The organism is Streptomyces sp. NBC_00154, assembly GCF_026342835.1.
Lineage (GTDB): Bacteria > Actinomycetota > Actinomycetes > Streptomycetales > Streptomycetaceae > Streptomyces.
Map to the genome: position 1 here is coordinate 4,928,296 of NZ_JAPEMI010000001.1, position 20,213 is coordinate 4,948,508.

Sequence of the window (20,213 nt, forward strand, 5' to 3'; positions counted from 1 at the left end):
GCCCGGATGTTCCGGGCCTGTTCAAGACGGGAGTGCCAGTAGTTGCCGATGTCCGCCACGGGCCGTCGGTCCGCTGTGATGCGCGTGGTGGAAGACCGACCTCTTCCGCAAGGAAGTCTGCCATCTCCGCTCGCCGTTGATCGTAATTCATCCGTCCTTGCCTCTGCTGGGCGACCATTGCGGATGGCTATTACCGGAGACCTCTACTCCTAGGATAGTCGGTTTCTTGATGCGTGTTGTGCCGCGTGTGATCCTGCTGCTGGAAGCGGCGTTCGACCGTTACGTGGTGCTGAGAACGGGCACCGTTCGTGAACGAGCGCCTGTCTTTCGCTCCGGTGGTCGAAGGGAGAAAGTCATGCGTAACAAGCGGTACCTCGTCCCCCCAGTGCTCATCGCGTCTCTGGCGTTCCCAGCGAGTTTCGCCGGGGAGACGATCGGCGCCTCACCCCCAGCCGCTGTGGCGGCATCGGCATCGACGCCGGCGAAGGCAGCGCCCGCCGCCTTCAACCAACCCTGTTTCCCGGGTCAGCAACAGCAACAGCAGCAGCAGGGCGGCCGGCAGGGCGGCCGGCAGCAGCAACAGCAACAGCAGGGCGGTCGGCAGGGCGGCCGGCAGCAGCAACAGCAGCAACAGCAGGGCGGCCGGCAGGGCGGCCAGCAGCAGCAGCAACAACAGCAGCAACAGCAGCAGCAACAGCAACAACAGCAGCAGCAACAGCAGCAGCAGCAACAGCAGCAGCAGCAGCAACAGCAACAGCAACAGCAGCAACAGCAGCAGCAGCAGCAACAGCAGCAGCAGCAGCAGCAACAGCAACAGCAACAGCAGCAACAGCAGCAGCAACAGCAACAGGGTGGCCAGCAGGGCGGCCAGCAGCAGCAGCAACAGCAGCAACAGCAGCAACAGCAGCAGCAGCAACAACAGCAGCAGCAGCAGCAGCAGCAGCAGCAGCAACAACAGCAGCAGCAGCAACAACAGCAGCAGCAGGGCCAGCAGGGTGGCCAGGGTGGCCAGCAGCAGCAGCAACAGCAGCAGCAGGGCGGCGGCCTGCTATAGGTCGCCTAGTCAGGTTGTCTGGCTGATGCCATGCCGCCTGGGGGCTCGTAACCCGCGGTACACGCGGGTTACGCGTCATACGCCCCCGCTCAGCCGGTTCTCACCGGCAGCATGACGAGGGCCGCTGTCCCGAGGTGTGGGGCAGCGGCCCTCGCTGCTGTTTGTGAGTTCAAGTCGTGAGATCAAGCCAGGGAGCCGGCCCGGCGGTGCTCAAGTGCACAGGGAGTGGAGGACAGGCGTGGGCAACGACCCTCAAGCTCGACATGCGCGAGTCCGTCTTCCTCGGATACTGGGTCCTGGCCGAGCCCCCACCGCTCGGGCAGGGGCTCGGGGGCCCGCAGTGCGGCGGTCATTACTCGCCTCACAGCCACTGAGGCGAGAGGATGACGACATGCTCACCCCCCAAGGGATCGCGTTTGCCACCCCGGACGACCTCGGCGACCTGGAGAACTACCGCAGCTTCTGCCTGGCCGCCGGTCTCGATCCCGTGCCCGACGGCTACGGTCTCCTCCTCGTCACCGACGAGGTGGGCGACAAGAAGACGCTCGTCACCGGCGACGTCGAATACGTGCGGGCGATCGTCGGGGCCACACCCGAAGTGCTCAGTGGACTGGAACTCCCCGAGGACAAGTTCCTCGTCCGCGACGGCTGGCCCGACAGCTGGGCCTGACCCTGTAGCTGCACCGGCCCACAGCCGCTGACGAGAGGATGCCTCTCCGCGCTTCATGGCACACCGGGGCTGGCCCCCAGGAGGCAGAGCGGGGATCCGACTCATCAACTCTGGACCGGGCCCAGCTGTCATCATCGGCAGCACCGGACCCCGGCTTCACGCTCCGCACGTACCCGCACCTGATGCCGAACAGTCGGGACCGCGCGCGGAAGGCCATCGACTCCGCCTTCGGTTCGGCGGGCGCTGACGAGGATGGCGACGGCGGAGCGGTGCCTGTGGCGGCCTGTTCGGCGCCCCGCAGAAAAGGCCGTCGGCCGTGCCTTCCGAGAGCGGAAGAACACGGCCGACGGCCCACAGGCGGCCCAGGGGAGCGGAAACCCGCTCTGACCTGTGGCGTTCCTAGATGTCGAAGTACAGTTCGAACTCGTGCGGGTGCGGGCGCAGCTGGATCGGGGCGATCTCGTGAGTCCGCTTGTAGTCGATCCACGTCTCGATCAGGTCGGACGTGAAGACACCGCCGGCGAGCAGGTACTCGTGGTCCGCCTCGAGCGCGTCCAGGACGGCCGGGAGCGAGGTCGGGACCTGCTGGACGTTCGCGTGCTCCTCGGGAGCCAGCTCGTAGAGGTCCTTGTCGATCGGCTCGGCCGGCTCGATCTTGTTCTTCACGCCGTCGAGGCCGGCCATCAGCAGTGCCGAGAAGGCCAGGTACGGGTTGGACGACGGGTCCGGGGCGCGGAACTCGACGCGCTTGGCCTTCGGGTTCGAGCCCGTGATCGGGATACGCATCGCGGCCGAGCGGTTGCGCTGCGAGTAGACCATGTTGACCGGGGCCTCGAAGCCGGGGACCAGGCGGTGGTAGGAGTTCACCGTCGGGTTCGTGAAGGCGAGGAGCGAGGGGGCGTGCTTGAGGATGCCGCCGATGTAGTAGCGGGCGATGTCCGAGAGGCCCGCGTAGCCCTGCTCGTCGTAGAACAGCGGGTCGCCGCCGGCCCACAGGGACTGGTGGACGTGCATGCCCGAGCCGTTGTCGCCGAAGATCGGCTTCGGCATGAAGGTCGCGGTCTTGTTGTTGCGCCAGGCGACGTTCTTCACGATGTACTTGAAGAGCATCAGGTCGTCGGCCGCGGCGAGCAGCGTGTTGAACTTGTAGTTGATCTCGGCCTGGCCGGCGGTGCCGACCTCGTGGTGCTGGCGCTCGACCTGGAGGCCGTTCTTGTCCAGCTCCAGCGAGATCTCGGCACGCAGGTCGGCGAAGTGGTCGACCGGCGGGGTCGGGAAGTACCCGCCCTTGTAGCGGACCTTGTAACCACGGTTGTTCTCTTCCGAACCGGTGTTCCAGGCGCCGGCTTCGGAGTCGATGTGGTAAAAGCTCTCGTTCGCCGACGTCTGGAAGCGGACGTTGTCGAAGACGTAGAACTCCGCCTCGGGACCGAAGTACGCGGTGTCGGCGATGCCGGTGGAGGCGAGGTACGCCTCGGCCTTCTTGGCCACGTTGCGCGGGTCACGGCTGTACTGCTCGCCGGTGATCGGGTCGTGGATGAAGAAGTTGATGTTGACGGTCTTGTCGCGGCGGAAGGGGTCGATACGGGCGGTCGACAAGTCCGCGCGAAGCGCCATGTCGGACTCGTGGATGGCCTGGAAGCCGCGGATCGACGAGCCGTCGAAGGCCAGTTCCTCGGTCGGGTCGAAGGCCGCTGCCGGGATGGTGAAGTGCTGCATCACACCGGGCAGGTCACAGAACCGGACATCGATGAACTTGACGTCTTCGTCGGCGATGTACTTCTTCACGTCGTCGGCGTTCTGGAACATCCAACTCCTCCTACTCCCGACCCGGGAGGGGCGGGGTTGCAGCTCGTTGTGCGGCCAGTGCGGTGGCACACGCTGGACCCGACCATAGGCAGACCGGATTTCTCAAGCATGACCCATTTGTTTCGCCGAAGTTAACCGAGCCGGGTGCGGGTGGCATCTCGGAGTCGCATCCAGGTCCGGTAGCGGTCCGGTCGGGGCGGTGCAGACGCCCGGGGCCCGGGGCGGCCATGGCCCCCGGGCGGCAGGGCGCGGAGGCGGGCGCAGTACCGTGGTCGGGTGGACAATAGGCAAGCAATCGGATCGTGGCTCTCCGGGCCGCGCGCGGCAGCCGAGGAAATGGGCGTCGACTTCGGTTACCGGGGCAAGCGGCTCGGTCTGCCCGAGGAAGGCCCGGGGTCCGTCGCCCCGCTCGGCCGGCGCTTCGGCGCCCTCTTCATCGACTGGGCGCTCTGCATGCTGATCGCATACGGGCTGTTCGCTCGCGGTGACCAGCAGGCGGCCGGAAACTGGGCGCTCGGCATCTTCCTCGTACTGAGTGTGCTCACCGTCGGAACCATCGGCTGTACGCCGGGCAAGCGCATCCTGGGCATCCGGGTCGTCGCCGAGGGCGGTGGCCGGCTCGGTCTCGGGCGGGTCGTCGTGCGGAGCGTGCTGCTGTGCCTGGCGATCCCGGCCCTGGTCTGGGACCGCGACGGCCGGGGGCTGCACGACCGGCTCGCCCGCGCCGTCCAGGTGCGGATCTGAGTGTGATGTGACCGAGCGGACATGACAGAGCAGAAGAGGGCGGGTCCCTGAACCGGATTGGTTCGGGACCCGCCCTCTTGCTTGTTGTGTCCTGTGCGGTGACTGCGTCAGCGCATCTTGCCGCCGCGCGGCATCCGCATACCCTTCGGCATCGGGCCCTTCGGCAGCGGCATGTTGCTCATCAGGTCGCCCATGGCCCGGAGCCGGTCGTTGGCCGCCGTCACCTGCGGGCCGGTCAGGACCCGCGGCAGCTTCAGCATCTTGGTGCGGACCTTCTTCAGCGGCACCTGGCCCTCGCCGTTGCCGACGATGATGTCGTGCACGGGTACGTCCACGACGATGCGGGCCATCTTCTTCTTCTCGGCCGCCAGCAGGACCTTGACCCGGTTCGGGTTGCCCTCGCCGACCAGTACGATGCCCGCCTTGCCGACGGCCCGGTGGACGACGTCCTGGCTGCGGTTCATCGCGACCGCGGGCGTCGTGGTCCAGCCACGGCCCACGCGGTCCAGCACCGCCGCCGCAGCGCCCGGCTGTCCCTCCATCTGCCCGAAGGCCGCCCGCTCGGCACGCCGTCCGAAGACGATCGCCATCGCGAGGAGGGCCAGCACGAAGCCCAGGATGCCCAGGTAGACCGGGTGCTTGATCAAGAAGCCGACGGCGAGGATGACACCGAAGGTGACGATTCCCACACCCGCGACGACAAGACCGATCTTGGAGTCGGTCCGCCGGGTCATCTTGTAGGTCAGGGCGATCTGCTTGAGTCGCCCCGCGTTCTCGGCGCTGTCCGCGCCGTCAGTGTTTGCCTTCCTCGCCATGTACTGAAGTTTACGTGGCCTAGGAGCGATGGTCGGCCACGGCCTCCAGTACGTATGCGGTCTCGACCCGGTCCTTGGCCCGGCGGCGGTCCTCGAGGACCGCTGTCCAGGCGTTTCGCCGGGCTGTGCGCTGGCCGCTGCTCAGCAGCAGCGACTCGACGGCACGGAGAGCATCGGTGACGGACGGGATGGCGGTTGCGCGTACCGGCACGGCCTGCATCGTGGAAGTCCCCTCGGAACGGATGCGCGAAGTGAGTCTGTTACGAAAGCGGATTGCGCGGCTGGACACGGGGAGCAGCGACGGCGGCAGCTGTGAAAGCCACTGCGCTGCGTGAATCCAGGGTCACTGCTCGGTGTTACCAGCGCATGACCTGTCGGTCAAACACCAATGAAACCTTGATATGGGCGTCGCGCACGTCGAAGCGGCCCATACGCGTCCCCGACCTGCGGGGAGCGTATGGGCCGCGTCGTATCAGCCACTACCGCTCGGTAGCTTCTTGTGCTCGGTTTCACACAGTCCGGGTCATGCCGCGGGCGTCGGGGCGACGGCGCCACGACGCTCGATCGCCTGCTGGAAAAGCCGGCCCGCGCGGTACGAGGAACGGACCAGCGGCCCGGACATCACACCGGAGTAGCCGATCTCGTCGGCCTCCTCCTTGAGCTCCACGAACTCGTGCGGCTTCACCCAGCGCTCGACCGGGTGGTGGCGCACGGAGGGCCGCAGGTACTGCGTGATCGTGATGAGCTCGCACCCGGCGTCGTGCAGATCCTGGAGTGCCTCGCTCACTTCCTCGCGGGTCTCGCCCATGCCGAGGATGAGGTTGGACTTGGTCACCAGACCCGCCTCGCGGGCCCGCGTGATGACCTCGAGCGAGCGCTCGTAACGGAAGCCGGGGCGGATCCGCTTGAAGATCCGCGGCACCGTCTCGACGTTGTGCGCGAGCACCTCGGGGCGCGAGGAGAAGACCTCGGCGAGCTGCTCGGGCTCCGCGTTGAAGTCGGGGATCAGCAGCTCGACCTTGGTGGCGCCGGCTTCGCGCTCCGCCGTCAGTGCGTGGATCTGGCGCACGGTCTCCGCGTAGAGCCAGGCGCCGCCGTCCTCCAGGTCGTCGCGGGCGACGCCGGTGATGGTGGCGTAGTTCAGGTCCATCGTGACGACCGACTCGCCGACGCGGCGGGGTTCGTCCCGGTCCAGCGCCTGCGGCTTGCCCGTGTCGATCTGACAGAAGTCACAGCGGCGGGTGCACTGGTCGCCACCGATGAGGAATGTGGCCTCCCGGTCCTCCCAGCACTCGAAGATGTTGGGGCAGCCGGCCTCCTGGCACACCGTGTGCAGACCCTCGCTCTTCACGAGCTTCTGCAGCTGGTTGTACTCGGGGCCCATCTTCGCCCGGGTTTTGATCCACTCGGGCTTGCGCTCGATGGGGGTCTGGCTGTTCCGGACCTCCAGGCGCAACATCTTGCGCCCGTCGGGTGCGACAGCGGACACGTCCGGCTCCCTACGACTTCGATTCTTCGGCGAACACCAGGGTACGCCCGCTATTTGTACGGTCGGGGTGTGGCCCTCACCCCTGGGCAACCAGGGGACGGGTCGGGCCATTCCCGGGGCGGCCGGTCCGTGGGCATCGGGCGGGGCGGTTCCGGCCCCGGGCCCCCGCTCCTCGAACGCCGCAGGGGCCGGGTTTCGCGGATCAGGCCGAGGCGCGGTCGATCTCGCGTGGAGCGAGTTCCGCGTTCTCCAGGACGTCCTTCAGTTGCTTCTCGGCGACCGGGAGCACCTCGGCGATCGTGATGTCGCGCCCCAGCTCGTACGCGAGCGAGGTGACGCCCGCGTCGCGGATGCCGCACGGCACGATCCGGTCGAACCAGGTGTTGTCCGGGTTCACATTCAGTGCGAAGCCGTGCATGGTCACACCCTTGGCGACCCGGATGCCGATCGCCGCCAGCTTGCGGTCCTCGCGGCGCTGGCCGGCGTTGGACGGGGCGTACTCGGGGCCGTTCAGCCGCGGGTCGAACTCCTCGTCGTGCAGCCGCGGATCGAAGTCGAGCGACAGGCCGCCGAGCGACGGACGCTCCTCGACCGGGTCGCCCAGCACCCAGACCCCGCTGCGGCCCTCGACCCGGGTGGTCTCCAGACCGAACTCGGCGGCCGTACGGATCAGCGCGTCCTCCAGCCGGCGGACATGCGCCACGACGTCCACCGGCCGCGGCAGCTTCTGGATCGGGTAGCCGACGAGCTGCCCGGGGCCGTGCCAGGTGATCTTGCCGCCGCGGTCCACATCGACGACCGGAGTGCCGTCCAGGGGGCGCTCACTGTCGGTCGTACGCCGTCCGGCCGTGTAGACGGGCGGGTGCTCCAGCAGCAGACAGGTGTCGGGAACCGTGTCCTCGAACCGGGCCGCGTGCACCTCGCGCTGCTTCTGCCAGGCCTCCTGGTAGTCGACGGCCGACTCGCCGAATCCCAGCCGGACGAACCGAAGCTCACTCACGACAGATGCCTTCCTACTTGCGGTGCCGGGATCCGGGGGTGTCCCCGGAGCCACGTCACCATGCAGTGATTCGCGCCCCGGGCCACTGTACGACCGCCCCGGGAGCGGCGGCCCGGCAGGTCTTTCCCGTCAGCACCACCCCCAATCCTCACACGATCGGATGAATGTGAAGCGAAGGAGGCTTCGGCCGCCGTGGGCCCCGCTAAATTCGCGCCGTTCCATAAGGGCTGCCCGCCCGGCCCCGAAGGCAGGAGACCGTACAGCTGATGTCGGAACGACCTCCGCAGCGCACCCCCAACCGCCGGCTCGCCTCGCTCATCACAGAAGCCGGATTCTCGAACGCAGGTCTCGCCCGCCGGGTGGACCAGCTCGGCCTCGAGCACGGTCTCGATCTGCGGTACGACAAGACGTCCGTGACTCGCTGGCTGCGGGGCCAGCAGCCGCGCGGGACCACCCCCGCCCTGATCGCCGAGGTCTTCACCCGGCGGCTCGGACGCCGGCTCTCGGCGCAGGACCTGGGTCTCGACGCATGCGCGCCCGTCTACGCCGGTCTGGAGTTCGCCGCCACACCCGGCGAGGCGGTGGACATCGTCAGCGGGCTCTGGCGGAAGGACTCGGGCAGCCATGCGGAGCTGCGGAAGATCGCCTTCACCCCGGCCGGGCTGGTGGTGCCCAGCCGGGACTGGCTGATCGGACGGGCCGACGAGTGGGTGGCCCGGGGGAACGGTGAGGCCGCTGCGTCCAGCGGGGGGACCGGTGGGGTGCGCGGGACGCCGGGGGAGTCCATGGTCGGCGGGGCCCGCGGGGTGGCAGGGATCAACGGGACCCGTGGTGCCCACGGCACGCATGGATTACATGGTGTGAACGGGCAGAACGGGTCCGCGGGGCCCGGTGGCAGGTCCGGCGCCCGTGGGCCCGCACCGGTCAGGCCCCCCTCCGGACCGCTCTCCTCACCCGCACCGTCATCCGCACCTCCGGCGCACCTCGCACCCCCGGCACCAGGCGCCCCCGGGCTCCCCCGGCAGCGCCAGACCGACCGCCGCCCCGGCCAGAAGGTCAACAGCGGCGATGTCGCCGCTCTGCGTTCCGTCGGGGAGCTCTTCCGCACCCTCGACCACACCTACGGCGGTGGCCACGCCCGCCAGGCCCTCGTCCGCTACCTGGAGCACGAGGCCGAGCCGATGCTCCGCGGGACGTACGGGGAGGCGATCGGGCGGCGGCTCTTCTCGGCGGCCGCCGACCTGACCCGCCTGGCGGGCTGGACCTCGTACGACATCGCGGCACACGGACTCGCCCAGCGCTACTTCGTCCAGGCACTGCGGCTCGCACAGGCAGCGGGGGACCGGGTGTACGGCAGCTATGTCCTGATCACCATGAGCCGGCAGGCGGTGTATCTCGGGCACGGCAGGGAAGCCGTCCAGCTGGCGCGCGTCGCCCAGCAGGGCGTCGGCTCCTCGGCGCCGCCCGTCGTCATGGCCCTCCTGCACGCGGTCGAGGCGCGTGGCCACGGGGTGCTCGGTGAGGCCAGGACGTGTGCGGCCTCGCTGGCGCGGGCGGAACACGCGCTGGAGGCTGCCCGGCCCGGCGACGACGTACCGCACTGGGGACGCTACTTCGACGAGGCGCAGCTCGCCGACGAGTTCGGGCACTGCCACCGCGATCTGCAGCAGTACCGGGCCGCCGCGCAGCATGCGGAGCGCTCTCTCCAGCTGCGTGCCCCGGTGTACGCCCGGAGCAGGCTGTTCTGCCAGGTGGTGCTGGCGTCCGCCCGGCTCGGGCTCGGCGAGCTCGACCAGGCGTGCCTGCTCGGCGCGGAGGCGGCCCAACAGGCGGCGGAGATGCGGTCGATGCGCGCGACGGAGTACGTGAGGGAGTTCGAGCGTCGTCTTGAGCCGTACCGGGACGCGGCGGCGGTACGCGGCTACCGAGAGCGGGTCGCGGCCCTCGGGTGATCCCTCCCGCGCGACCGCGGGTGACACTTCGGCATGACTCCTCCGCGCGACAGAACGGGTGGCGGCCCGGACCGGAAGCGATCGGTTCGGGCCACCACCCGTTCGGGCAGGGCTCGCTCAGTGCCCGCGCACCTCGACCTCGGCGGGGGCTCGTTGGCCACTGCGACGGGAGATATAGATCCGATGACTAAGGCTACAAGGAGCGACAGACGGGCATGGCTCGGCGCACTACGGCCTCCTGAAGTCCGGTTTCGCCGGGACCGTAGTGGTAGATATGCCGCGCGACAAGGGTGTTTACGGGAGTGGTGTGGACCACTTCTGAAAACGGGAGGTGAGGTGAGAGATCCGATCTGTAAGGAGTCTTGAGGGTTGGGACCGGCCGGACCGGGGCAGGCAGTGTGCGGGCGGACTCAGGCCGCTTCGCGCAGCTCGTCCTCCACGTCGCTCCCGGACCGGATGCCCAGATCGCTCAGGATGGCGTGTGCGGCGCGGCGACCGGAGAACAGGGCGCCCTGGACCGTGCTGGTGTCCCGGTGGTCGCCGCACACGTACAGCCCGGCGAGCAGCCGCACCGAGCGGCGCAGATCGTGCGGGGGCGGCATCGCCGGGACCGCCTCCGGATCGTGGTGGGCGGCCAGCAGCTCCCAGTCGTCCGTGGAGGTGCCGTACAGCGCGGCGAGATGGGCACGGGCCGAGCGGTCGAGATCGGGAGGCGGGGTGCCGAGCACCGTCGACGTGATCAGGGTCCGGCCGTTCGGGGCGCGCGACGGGTCGACCTCGCTCATCACGCAGGTGTGCGCGACCGGACCCGATCGGTCGGCGTCCAGCAGCAGCGCGGCGCCGGTCGGCGGGGGAGCGGGAGCCGTGTGGTGCAGGACGGTCACCGGATGGAAGGACGGCACGCGCAGACCGGGCAGCAGCTCGGCGGCTGCGCCCGCGCCGGTGGCCAACAGCAGCGAGCGGCAGCCCAGTTCGCCGTGCTCCTTGGTGCGGACCGAGGTGATGTCGGCGGCGGTTACATGCACTCCGGTCCGTACGGTGCCGGGCGGCAGCGCCGCCGCCAGCAGGTCGGGGAGCGTGGCCGAACCACCGGACGGTACACACGGCCGGCCGCGTGCGTAGCCGCGCAGGACGAGATCGGCGCAGCGGCTCGATGTGGTGAGCGCGGGGTCGCTGAGCAGCGCGGTGAGCAGCGGGCGCAGAAAGCCGTTGACCGTACGGGACGGCAGGCCGCGGCCGGACAGGGCGGCGAGCGCCGTCTGTTCCGGCCGGGCCAGGATGCGGGACGCCGGGGTGGTGGCGAGCCTGGCCAGGGCGGCACCGAGCCGGGCCTGGTCGATCGGCCCGCCCATCGGCGGCCGGGGGGCGCTCGCCAGGGCGCGCGCCGCCTTGAGTGCGCCCCTTGCGCTCCGTGTGTGCCGCACGGCGCCGGTCCGGTACTGGCGGCCCTCGCTGTGGACGAGCACCCCCGGCGCGAAGTTCCGCAGCACGAGTCCTTCGAGGCCGGGCGTCGTGCGCAGTTCCGGATACGAGGTGCTGAGAAGCGGGCCGAGGTGGTCGAGCCGGAATCCGTCCACTTCCTCGGTGGCCATCCGGCCGCCGGCCCGTGGACCGGCCTCCAGGACGCTGACGCTTACCCCCGCACTGGTCAGTTGATGAGCTGCTGAGAGGCCGGCGATCCCGGCCCCGATGATGACGACGTCCGCGTGGTGTGCCGTGCTGAGCACGTGCCCCTCCCCGAGTCGGCGCGACTGCTGGGAGGGTCTTGCCCCCAACAGGCCCCCGGAATGCCCGAGTTCGCGATGAGGCTAGGAGGCGACGGGTTCGGGCACAGTCGCGCGCGGCCCGGGGCACCGTTGCACGGGGTCGCACATCCGTGTGATTCGCCCGGTCGTGGTCAGCGCAGCGCCGCGCGGATCGAGGCGTCGATGCCGGGGAAGGCGAACGAGAACCCCGACTCCAGCAGCCGTCTCGGCAGGACCCGCTGACTGCCCAGCACGTCCTCCGCGAAGTCCCCCAGGGCGATCCGAAGGGCGGGCGCCGGGACGGCGAACAGCGTCGGACGGCGCAGCACCCGCCCCATGGCGGCCGTCACCTCACCATTGGTCACGGGGGCCGGCCCGGTCAGATTCACCGGTCCCGACAGCGACGGCGTATCGAGGATGTGCCGCAGGGCGGCGATGTGGTCGTGCAGCGCGATGAAACTCCAGTACTGGTGCCCGTTGCCGAGCCGCCCGCCGAGTCCCGCCCGGAACAACGGGAACAGCCGGCCCCAGGCCCCGCCTTCCCGGCCGACCACCAGACCTGTGCGCGCGAACACCGTCCGTACGCCCGCCTCCTCCGCCGGGGCCGCAGCGGCCTCCCACTCCACGCACACGGACGGCAGGAACCCCTCGCCGTGCGGCGCGCTCTCATCGACCGCGCGGTCCCCGGTGTCGCCGTAGTAGCCGATCGCCGACCCGGACAGCAGGACCCTCGGCGGTACGTCGAGGGAGGCCACCGCCTGCGCGATCGCTTCCGTCCCCAGCACCCGGCTGTCCCGGATCTCCTGCTTGTACGCCTCCGTCCAGCGGTGGTCGCCGACCCCGGCACCGGCGAGATGGACGACGGCGTCGCAGCCGACCAGGCCCGCCCCGTCGACGTAACCCCGCTGCGGGTCCCACTCGACCTCGTCCCCGGCCCGCGCCGGGCGCCGGACCAGGCGTACGACGTCGTGTCCGTCGGCCCGCAACGAGCGCACCAGCGCCGTTCCGATGAGTCCGGTGGATCCGGTGACAGCAATACGGGAGTGCACCATGGATCCATCCTGCCGCAGCGGAGGACGCGGCGCCTCGACCGTGCCGCCCGGCGGGCCCCGGCTGTCGGCCCGGGGCCCGGCGGATATGCGGTGACGGGGCCGGGCGCGCCGTGGCACAGTGGCGCGCATGCCTGAACTCCGAACGCGCCCCGTCCGCCCCGCGGATCTCGGCGACGACACCGCACTAGGGGAGCTCGACCGGGCCACCTGGTCGACCCTGCACTCGGTGCAGTCGCGGCCGCAGCCGCCGTACGAGCCGTTCTTCAGCGAGCGCGACCGGCCCGAACACCTGCTCGTCGCCGAGGCGCAGGACGCGACGGGCGAGGTGCGCATCGCCGGGTACATCAGGGTCGTCCCGCCGACCGCACTGGCCTGCAACACGCATGTGCGCCAGATACAGGGCCTGGCGGTGGCCGACTGGGCGCGCGGCCGCGGTGTCGCCAGGGGGCTGCTGCGGGCCGCGCTCGCGGCGGCACGGGGCGAGGGCGCGAGCCGGATGACACTGCGGGTGCTCGGGCACAACGCGCCCGCGCGTGCGCTGTACGAGTCGGAGGGATTCGTCGTCGAGGGCGTGCTGCCCGGTGAGTTCTTCCTGGCCGGGCGTTACGTGGACGACGTACTGATGGGCCGTTCGCTCACCCCGTGAGGAATCCCGGACGGCCCGGTACCGGACAGCGCAGCGCGGGGCGGGAAGGGGTGGGTCAGCCGGCGCCGAACCGCTCCCAGAGCAGCGGGAAGCGCGCGGCCAGGGCCGCGTCGTCCTCGAAGCCGAACGGGGTGCCCTCCGGCTCGGCCGACTGCGGCGGAAGGCCGAGATCCGGGGTGACGATCCCGGTGAGCTGCTCGTACGCCTCGTCGGCGGCGTAGCCGAGGTCCTCGGCGTCCCCGTCGATCTCATCGTCGAAGTCGTCGAGGAATTCGGCGAGACTGTCCGGATCGTGCACCGCCGCCTCGAAGATCTCCCGACCCTGGCCGATCAGCCAGCAGCGGAAGAAGTCGAATGCGTCGTCGCTCGCACCGCCGAGCAGCACGGCGGCGGCGCCCCACACGTCCCATCGGTACGCGCGGTTGAAGCGGGCCTCGAAGTGCCGGGCGAAGTCCAGCACGGATTCGGGATCGAGCTGCACCAGCCGTTCGACGAGCAGGTCGGCATGTTCGTCGGGGTCGCCCTCGGCGGCCTCGCGGGTGCTGTCGATGATCTCCCAGAATTCCGTCTCGTCCATCACGGGACAAGCATCGGCCTTGGCGGCAGGCGATGCACGCGGAGACGCCGAAAAGAAGCCTTCAGCGATAGAGATCGCTCAGCCGTTCGGCGGCAGCGCCGAACCGGGTCCGCAGAGCGGCCGGTTCGAGCACCTCCAACTCCGGTCCCAGGGAGAGCAGCTGGCTGTACGCGACATCCAGCGACTCGACCGGCAGGACGACCGTGCGCCACCCGTCGGCGTCGGGCGGGCCGGCCGCGTCCAGCGCATCGAGGGCGGCCGAACGGTCCACGAGATGAGGCAATCGGCCTACGCCCGCCTCCGACACCCGTACCGTCACCTCGGTCCGCAGGATCGACCTGGCGAACTGCGCGGCCCGCTCGTCCCAGAACCCCGGCAGGTCGAAGTCCTCGTCCCGGACGAACCGTTCGTCCGTCACGGCCACCGCCGCGAAGCGGTCGATCCGGTACACCCGTAAGTCGGTCCCGGCGCGGGCGCACACGTACCAGACCCCGGCCTTGAGAACGAGCCCGTACGGTGCCAGCTCCCGCTCGACCTCGCTACCCGGCCCGCCGCGCCGGTAACGGGCCTTGACCATCCGGTCGTCCCACACGGCCTCCGCGACGGCGGGCAGCAGCTCGGGCGTGACGGGCTCCTGATACCAGCCGGGCGCATCCAGATGGAACCGCTGGGCAGCGGTGTCCGAGGCGTCCCGAAGCGAGGGCAACAGGGCGGCGGACACCTTGAGCCGGGCGGCCGACGCGGCATCCTCCAGCCCCATCTCGCGCAGTGCGGACGGCAGGCCGGAGAGAAAGAGCGCCTCGGCCTCGTTCCGGGCCAGACCGGTGAGCCGGGTGCGGTACCCGCCGACCAGCCGGTACCCGCCCGCCCGGCCCCGGTCCGCGTACACCGGAACACCCGCCTCGGAGAGCGCCTGGGCGTCGCGGGTGATGGTCCGCTCGGAGACCTCCAGTTCCCGGGCCAGCTCGGCGGCGGTCATCGCGGGCCGGGACTGGAGGAGCAGCACCATCTTGATGAGCCGGGCAGCGCGCATGGGGCAAGTGTGCCTTGCCTCGGTCGCCGGGCAGGCTCGCAGAGATGCCCTAGAGCGCCGGGCGGGCACGGGAAACAAGCCCGCCCGGCGATCGAGGGCGACATGGCGGCCGGGAGTACCCGGCCGCCCTCATCTCACAGCCCGTACTTCTCCCGGGCCTCCTTGACCGCCGACGCGGGTACCTCGCCGCGCCGCGCCAGCTGGGCCAGTGCCGCGACCGCGATCGACGGGGCGTCGACGCCGAAGTGGCGGCGGGCCGCGTCACGGGTGTCGGACAGACCGAAGCCGTCCGTACCGAGCGAGGACCAGTCCTGCTCCACCCACTGGCTGATCTGGTCCGGGACCTGACGCATCCAGTCGCTGACCGCGAGGACCGGACCCGGCGCACCGGACAGGGCTTGCGTCACGTACGGCACCCGCTGCTCACCGCGGAGCAGCGCCTCGTCGCACTCCAGCGCCTCGCGGCGCAGCTCGCCCCAGGACGTGGCGGACCAGACGTCGGCCGTGACACCCCAGTCCGCGGCGAGCAGCTCCTGGGCCTCCAGGGCCCAGTGGATCGCCGTGCCGGAGGCCAGCAGCTGCACGCGCGGCGCGTCCGCCGAGGCGGGCGTGCCCTCCTTGAAGCGGTAGAGACCCTTGACGATGCCGTCCTCGACGCCTTCCGGCATCGCGGGCTGCCGTTTCGGCTCGTTGTAGACCGTCAGGTAGTAGAAGACGTTCTCGGCCTCGGGGCCGTACATCCTCCGCAGACCGTCCTTGACGATCACCGCGATCTCGTACGCGAACGCCGGGTCGTAGTTGAGCGAAGCCGGGTTCGTGGCCGCGATCAGTTGCGAGTGGCCGTCCGCGTGCTGCAGGCCCTCACCGGTGAGCGTCGTACGGCCCGCCGTGGCGCCGACGATGAAGCCCTTGCCGAGCTGATCGGCGAGCTGCCACATCTGGTCGCCGGTCCGCTGCCAGCCGAACATCGAGTAGAAGATGTAGAAGGGGATCATCGTCTCGCCGTGCGTCGCGTACGACGTGGCGGCGGCGATGAAGTCGGCCATGGCGCCGGCCTCGGTGATCCCCTCGTTGAGGATCTGGCCGTCCTTGGCCTCCTTGTAGTACATCAACTGGTCGCGGTCGACCGGCTCGTACCTCTGGCCCATCGGCGAGTAGATGCCGGCCGACGGGAACAGCGACTCCATGCCGAAGGTACGGGCCTCGTCGGGGACGATCGGAACCCAGCGCTTGCCGGTCTCCTTGTCCCGCATCAGATCCTTGGCCAGGCGGACGAAGGCCATGGTGGTGGCCATCTCCTGCTTGCCGGACCCCTTCTTCAGCGCGGCGAACGCGCGCTCCTCCGGCTCGGGCAGCGCCACCGCGTGCACCCGGCGGGCCGGGGCGGGGCCACCTAGGACGGCGCGGCGCTCCTGGAGGTAGCGGACCTCGGGAGAGTCCGCGCCCGGGTGGCCGTAGGGCACCAGGCCGTCCTCGAAGGCACTGTCCGGGATCGGGAGTCCGAGCAGCTCGCGCATGCCCTTGAACTCGTCGATCGACAGCTTCTTCATCTGGTGGTTGGCGTTCTTGGACTCGAAGCCCTTGCCGAGCGTGTAGCCCTTCACCGTCTGGGCGAGGATCACGGTCGGCGCGCCCTTGTGCTCGACGGCCGCCTTGTACGCCGCGTACACCTTGCGGGCCTCGTGGCCGCCGCGGGAGGTGTAGAAGCACTCGGCGATCTTCGCGTCGGTGAGCAGCTTCGCCAGCTCGGCGAGTGCCGGCTCGGCGCCGAAGAAGTGCTCGCGGATGTACGCGACGTCGCGGGTGGCGTATGTCTGGAACTGGGCGTCCGGGACCTCCCGGAGCCGACGGATCAGCGCGCCCGTGGTGTCCAGCTGGAACAGCTCGTCCCAGGCGTTGCCCCAGAGCGTCTTGATGACGTTCCAGCCGGCCCCGCGGAACGCACCCTCCAGCTCCTGGACCACCCGGAAGTTGGCGCGGACCGGGCCGTCCAGGCGCTGCAGGTTGCAGTTGATGACGAACGTCAGGTTGTCGAGCTGCTCACGCGCCGCGAGGGCGAGGGCCGCGGTCGACTCGGGCTCGTCCATCTCGCCGTCGCCCAGGAAGGCCCAGACGTGCGAGTTCGACGTGTCCTTGATGTTGCGGTTGGTCAGATAGCGGTTGAAGCGCGCCTGGTAGATCGCCGCGAGCGGGCCGAGGCCCATCGAGACGGTGGGGAACTCCCACAGCCAGGGCAGCCGCCGCGGGTGCGGGTAGGACGGCAGCCCGTCGCCGCCCGCCTCCTGGCGGAAGTTGTCGAGCTGCTGCTCGCTGAGCCGGCCGTCGAGGAAGGCGCGGGCGTAGATGCCGGGGGAGGCGTGGCCCTGGATGTAGAGCTGGTCGCCGGAGCCGTCCCCCTCCTTGCCGCGGAAGAAGTGGTTGAAGCCGGTCTCGTAGAGCCAGGCCGCCGAGGCGAATGTGGCGATGTGGCCGCCGACGCCGTGCCGGGCGCCACGGGTGACCATCGCGGCCGCGTTCCAGCGGTTCCAGGCGGTGATCCGGGACTCCATCTCCAGATCGCCGTCGAACGCGGGCTCGGCGGCGGTCGGGATGGAGTTGACGTAATCGGTCTCCAGCAGTTTGGGCAGCGCGAGACCGGCACCCTCGGCGTGCTGGAGCGAGCGGCGCATCAGGTACGCGGCGCGGTGCGGGCCCGCGGCCTTGGTGACGGCATCGAGGGAGGCCGCCCATTCGGCGGTCTCCTCCGGGTCACGGTCCGGGAGCTGGTCGAGCTCGCTCGGAAGCTTTCCTACGGGGTCGGTCATGATCGCCGCCTTCCGGAGAGGAGGGGGGTGGAGAAAGGCCCTGACTGGCAGGACAGGGCGATGGGGCCGGTGGGCCCGCGAAATGAACTCTAAGTCGCTGATCGATGATCGATCAAAGGATGAAAGGCAAAACTTCTCGATATGAAGAAATTGGCATCCGGTGCCCTGTTTCGCGGCACGGAGTGACGCGACAAATGAGGGTAAACCGGGCGCCCGACTGCACGGTCGAGCGCCCCCGCCCCCATTTGCGCACGGGCCTCAGGCGCGCGGCGCGCACCCCAGGACATGCGCTTTCACCAGCACACCGATGTCCGGGTCCTTGCGGAGGAACGCGTCGATGAGCGCCTCGTGCTCCTCCGCGTACGACTTCTGCACCGTCCCCAGCCAGCGGATCGAGAGCGCCGTGAACACCTCGATGCCCAGCCCCTCCCAGGTGTGCAGCAGCACGGCGTTCCCGGCGGCCCGCACCATCTCCCGGTGGAACGCCACCGTGTGCCGTACCTGCGCCTCGCCGTCGGCCAGCCGGTCGGCCTCGTACAACGCCGCCACATGCGGCGACAGCCGCGAGCAGTCCTCGCCGAGCGTCGGAGCCGCCAGCTCCGCAGCGATCTGCTCGAGGCCGGCCCGGACCGGGTAGGACTCCTCCAGATCGGCCGCGGTCAGATTCCGTACCCGTACGCCCTTGTTGGGCGCCGACTCGATCAGTCGGAGGGTCTCCAGCTCCCGCAGGGCCTCGCGTACGGGCGTCTGACTGACCTCCAGCTCGGTGGCGATCCGTCGCTCCACGATCCGCTCGCCCGGCTTCCAGCGCCCGCTGACGATCCCGTCCACGATGTGCTCGCGGATCTGTTCGCGCAGCGAGTGGACGACGGGCGGGGTCATGAGGGGCTCCTTCGGGGAAACCGACGCTGCGACCGGTCGGCAGCGGAGCGGCGACCGGTGGTGTCTAGACAATACGGCGGCGCCCCCGCCCGGAAGTGGTCCGGACGGGGGCGCCGCTGGTGAGGCTGGTTACAACGAGTCGTACTCCGCCTTACAGGCCGAGCTCGACCTCGAACTCGCCGGCCTCCAGGATCGCCTTGACCGCGGTCAGGTAACGGGCGGCGTCCGCGCCGTCCACCAGACGGTGGTCGTAGGAGAGCGAGAGGTACGTCATGTCGCGCACCGCGATGGTCTCGCCGAGGTCCGGGTGGTCGATGACCACCGGGCGGCGGACCGTGGCACCGATGCCCAGGATGGCGGCCTGGTTCGGCGGCACGATGACGGTGTCGAACAGCGCACCGCGCGAACCGGTGTTGCTGATGGTGAAGGTGGCACCGGACATGTCGTCCGGGGTCAGACCGCCACCGCGGGCCTTGCCGGCCAGCTCGGCGGTCTTCTTCGAGATACCGGCGATGTTCAGGTCGCCCGCACCCTTGATGACCGGGGTCATCAGACCCTTCTCGGCGTCCACGGCGATGCCGATGTTCTCCGAGTCGAAGTACGTGATGGTGCCCTCGTCCTCGTTGATCCGGGCGTTGATGACCGGGTGGGCCTTCAGCGCCTGGGCTGCCGCCTTCACGAAGAACGGCATCGGGGACAGCTTGACGCCCTCACGGGCGGCGAACGCGGCTTTCGCCTGGTTGCGCAGCTTCATCAGCTTCGTGATGTCGACCTCGAGGACCGAGGTCAGCTGGGCCTGCGAGTGCAGCGCCTTCATCATGTTGTCGCCGATGACCTTGCGCATGCGGGTCATCTTGACCGTCTGACCGCGCAGCGGGGAGACCTCGAGCTTCGGCGCCTTCGCGGCCGCCGGGGCAGCCGCGACGGGGGCCGGAGCAGCGGCGGCGGCCTTGGCGGCCTCCGCGGCGGCGACGACGTCCTGCTTGCGGATACGGCCACCGACGCCGGTGCCCTTGACCGCAGCGAGGTCGACACCGTTCTCGGCGGCGAGCTTGCGGACCAGCGGCGTGACGTACGCGCCTTCGTCACCGGAGGCCGGCGCCGGAGCGACCGGGGTGACCGGAGCCGGGGCGGCGACCGGAGCAGCGGCCACCGGCGCCGGAGCGGCAACCGGGGCGGCGGGCGCCACCGGGGCCGGAGCCGGAGCGGGGGCAGCCGGCGCGACCGGTGCGGGGGCAGCGGCGACCGGGGCCGGAGCAGCCGGGGCGGCCACGGGAGCCGGAGCGGCCGGGGCCGGGGCAGCGGCCGGAGCGGCGCCCGCGGCACCGATGACGGCGAGCTTGGCGCCGACCTCGGCGGTCTCGTCCTCGGCGACCACGATCTCCAGCAGCACGCCGGAGACCGGGGCGGGGATCTCGGTGTCGACCTTGTCCGTGGAGACCTCGAGCAGCGGCTCGTCCTCCGTGACCTCCTCGCCGACCTCCTTCAGCCAGCGGGTGACGGTGCCCTCGGTGACGCTCTCGCCGAGCGCCGGAAGGGTGACATCGGTACCGGCGGCGCCACCGGCCGGGGCGGCGGCCACGGGGGCCGGGGCAGCGGCAGGGGCCTCGGCGACCGGGGCCGGTGCGGCAGCGGCAGGCACGGCCACGGGCTCGGCGGCCGGAGCCGCGGCCGCGGCGGGTGCGCCCGTGCCGTCGTCGATGATGGCCAGCTCGGCGCCGACCTCGACGGTCTCGTCCTCGGCGACCTTGATGGAGGCGAGGATGCCGGCGGAGGGGGCCGGGATCTCGGTGTCGACCTTGTCGGTCGACACCTCGAGCAGCGGCTCGTCGACCTCGACGCGCTCGCCCTCGGCCTTCAGCCAGCGGGTGACAGTGCCCTCGGTGACGCTCTCGCCGAGCGCCGGAAGGGTTACGGAAACCGACATGGTTTCAGTTGCTC

At 70.2% G+C, this 20,213-nt stretch carries 17 protein-coding genes; 4 read left to right on the forward strand and 13 right to left on the reverse strand.

The window, feature by feature from the left end:
• Positions 1–442 precede the first annotated feature (442 nt).
• A complete protein-coding gene (locus OHA03_RS22075) occupies positions 443–1,024 on the reverse strand; it encodes a hypothetical protein (RefSeq protein WP_267005523.1) in 582 nt (193 codons plus the stop codon).
• Positions 1,025–1,445: 421 nt separating this feature from the next.
• Between OHA03_RS22075 and OHA03_RS22080 the strand changes: the two genes are divergently transcribed.
• A complete protein-coding gene (locus OHA03_RS22080; protein WP_267005524.1) occupies positions 1,446–1,724 on the forward strand; it encodes a hypothetical protein in 279 nt (92 codons plus the stop codon).
• A 399-nt stretch (positions 1,725–2,123) separates the two neighbouring features.
• On the opposite strand, the gene glnA is transcribed toward OHA03_RS22080, so the two are convergent.
• On the reverse strand, positions 2,124–3,533 hold the full coding sequence (gene glnA, locus OHA03_RS22085; protein WP_267005525.1) for a type I glutamate--ammonia ligase: 1,410 nt from the start codon (positions 3,531–3,533) through the stop codon (positions 2,124–2,126).
• Between the two features lie 276 nt (positions 3,534–3,809).
• On the opposite strand from glnA, the gene OHA03_RS22090 reads away from it, so the two are divergent.
• Positions 3,810–4,277 (forward strand): RDD family protein, encoded by a 468-nt coding sequence (locus OHA03_RS22090; RefSeq protein ID WP_267005526.1) that lies wholly within the window; start codon positions 3,810–3,812, stop codon positions 4,275–4,277.
• A 107-nt stretch (positions 4,278–4,384) separates the two neighbouring features.
• Here OHA03_RS22090 and OHA03_RS22095 read toward each other — a convergent pair whose 3' ends face one another.
• From OHA03_RS22095 to lipB, 4 genes are all read right to left on the reverse strand, one after another.
• Positions 4,385–5,092, reverse strand: a complete 708-nt coding sequence (locus OHA03_RS22095; protein ID WP_267005527.1) for a DUF4191 domain-containing protein — start codon at positions 5,090–5,092, stop codon at positions 4,385–4,387.
• Positions 5,093–5,111: 19 nt separating this feature from the next.
• A complete protein-coding gene (locus OHA03_RS22100) occupies positions 5,112–5,312 on the reverse strand; it encodes a hypothetical protein (protein ID WP_030970723.1) in 201 nt (66 codons plus the stop codon).
• A 303-nt stretch (positions 5,313–5,615) separates the two neighbouring features.
• Positions 5,616–6,581, reverse strand: coding sequence for a lipoyl synthase (gene lipA, locus OHA03_RS22105; protein ID WP_267005528.1), 966 nt, complete (start codon positions 6,579–6,581; stop codon positions 5,616–5,618).
• A gap of 202 nt (positions 6,582–6,783) precedes the next feature.
• Positions 6,784–7,581, reverse strand: coding sequence for a lipoyl(octanoyl) transferase LipB (gene lipB / locus OHA03_RS22110; protein ID WP_267005529.1), 798 nt, complete (start codon positions 7,579–7,581; stop codon positions 6,784–6,786).
• A gap of 266 nt (positions 7,582–7,847) precedes the next feature.
• Between lipB and OHA03_RS22115 the strand changes: the two genes are divergently transcribed.
• Entirely contained in the window at positions 7,848–9,533 is a 1,686-nt protein-coding gene (locus tag OHA03_RS22115) for a collagen-like protein (protein ID WP_267005530.1), read from the forward strand.
• Between the two features lie 410 nt (positions 9,534–9,943).
• Here OHA03_RS22115 and OHA03_RS22120 read toward each other — a convergent pair whose 3' ends face one another.
• The gene (locus OHA03_RS22120) at positions 9,944–11,260 is read right to left on the reverse strand and encodes an NAD(P)/FAD-dependent oxidoreductase (protein WP_267005531.1); all 1,317 of its coding nucleotides are present in this window, start codon (positions 11,258–11,260) and stop codon (positions 9,944–9,946) included.
• A gap of 170 nt (positions 11,261–11,430) precedes the next feature.
• Positions 11,431–12,330 carry a TIGR01777 family oxidoreductase gene (locus OHA03_RS22125; RefSeq protein ID WP_267005532.1) on the reverse strand — a complete coding sequence of 300 codons (900 nt, stop codon included), beginning with the start codon at positions 12,328–12,330 and terminating at the stop codon, positions 11,431–11,433.
• A gap of 127 nt (positions 12,331–12,457) precedes the next feature.
• Here OHA03_RS22125 and OHA03_RS22130 point away from each other — a divergent pair, with 127 nt between their 5' ends.
• Positions 12,458–12,976 carry a GNAT family N-acetyltransferase gene (locus OHA03_RS22130; RefSeq protein WP_267005533.1) on the forward strand — a complete coding sequence of 173 codons (519 nt, stop codon included), beginning with the start codon at positions 12,458–12,460 and terminating at the stop codon, positions 12,974–12,976.
• Between the two features lie 55 nt (positions 12,977–13,031).
• Here the strand turns inward: OHA03_RS22130 and OHA03_RS22135 are convergent, their stop codons facing one another.
• The 5 genes from OHA03_RS22135 to sucB form a co-directional block, all read right to left on the reverse strand.
• Complete coding sequence (locus OHA03_RS22135) at positions 13,032–13,553, reverse strand: DUF4240 domain-containing protein (RefSeq protein WP_267008124.1); 522 nt, start codon at positions 13,551–13,553, stop codon at positions 13,032–13,034.
• A gap of 61 nt (positions 13,554–13,614) precedes the next feature.
• Positions 13,615–14,586 carry a YafY family protein gene (locus OHA03_RS22140; protein ID WP_267005534.1) on the reverse strand — a complete coding sequence of 324 codons (972 nt, stop codon included), beginning with the start codon at positions 14,584–14,586 and terminating at the stop codon, positions 13,615–13,617.
• 134 nt (positions 14,587–14,720) lie between these two features.
• Positions 14,721–17,390, reverse strand: coding sequence for a pyruvate dehydrogenase (acetyl-transferring), homodimeric type (gene aceE / locus OHA03_RS22145; RefSeq protein WP_267005535.1), 2,670 nt, complete (start codon positions 17,388–17,390; stop codon positions 14,721–14,723).
• A gap of 258 nt (positions 17,391–17,648) precedes the next feature.
• The gene (locus tag OHA03_RS22150; RefSeq protein ID WP_267005536.1) at positions 17,649–18,272 is read right to left on the reverse strand and encodes a GntR family transcriptional regulator; all 624 of its coding nucleotides are present in this window, start codon (positions 18,270–18,272) and stop codon (positions 17,649–17,651) included.
• Between the two features lie 151 nt (positions 18,273–18,423).
• Complete coding sequence (sucB, locus tag OHA03_RS22155) at positions 18,424–20,199, reverse strand: 2-oxoglutarate dehydrogenase, E2 component, dihydrolipoamide succinyltransferase (protein ID WP_267005537.1); 1,776 nt, start codon at positions 20,197–20,199, stop codon at positions 18,424–18,426.
• Positions 20,200–20,213 lie beyond the last annotated feature (14 nt).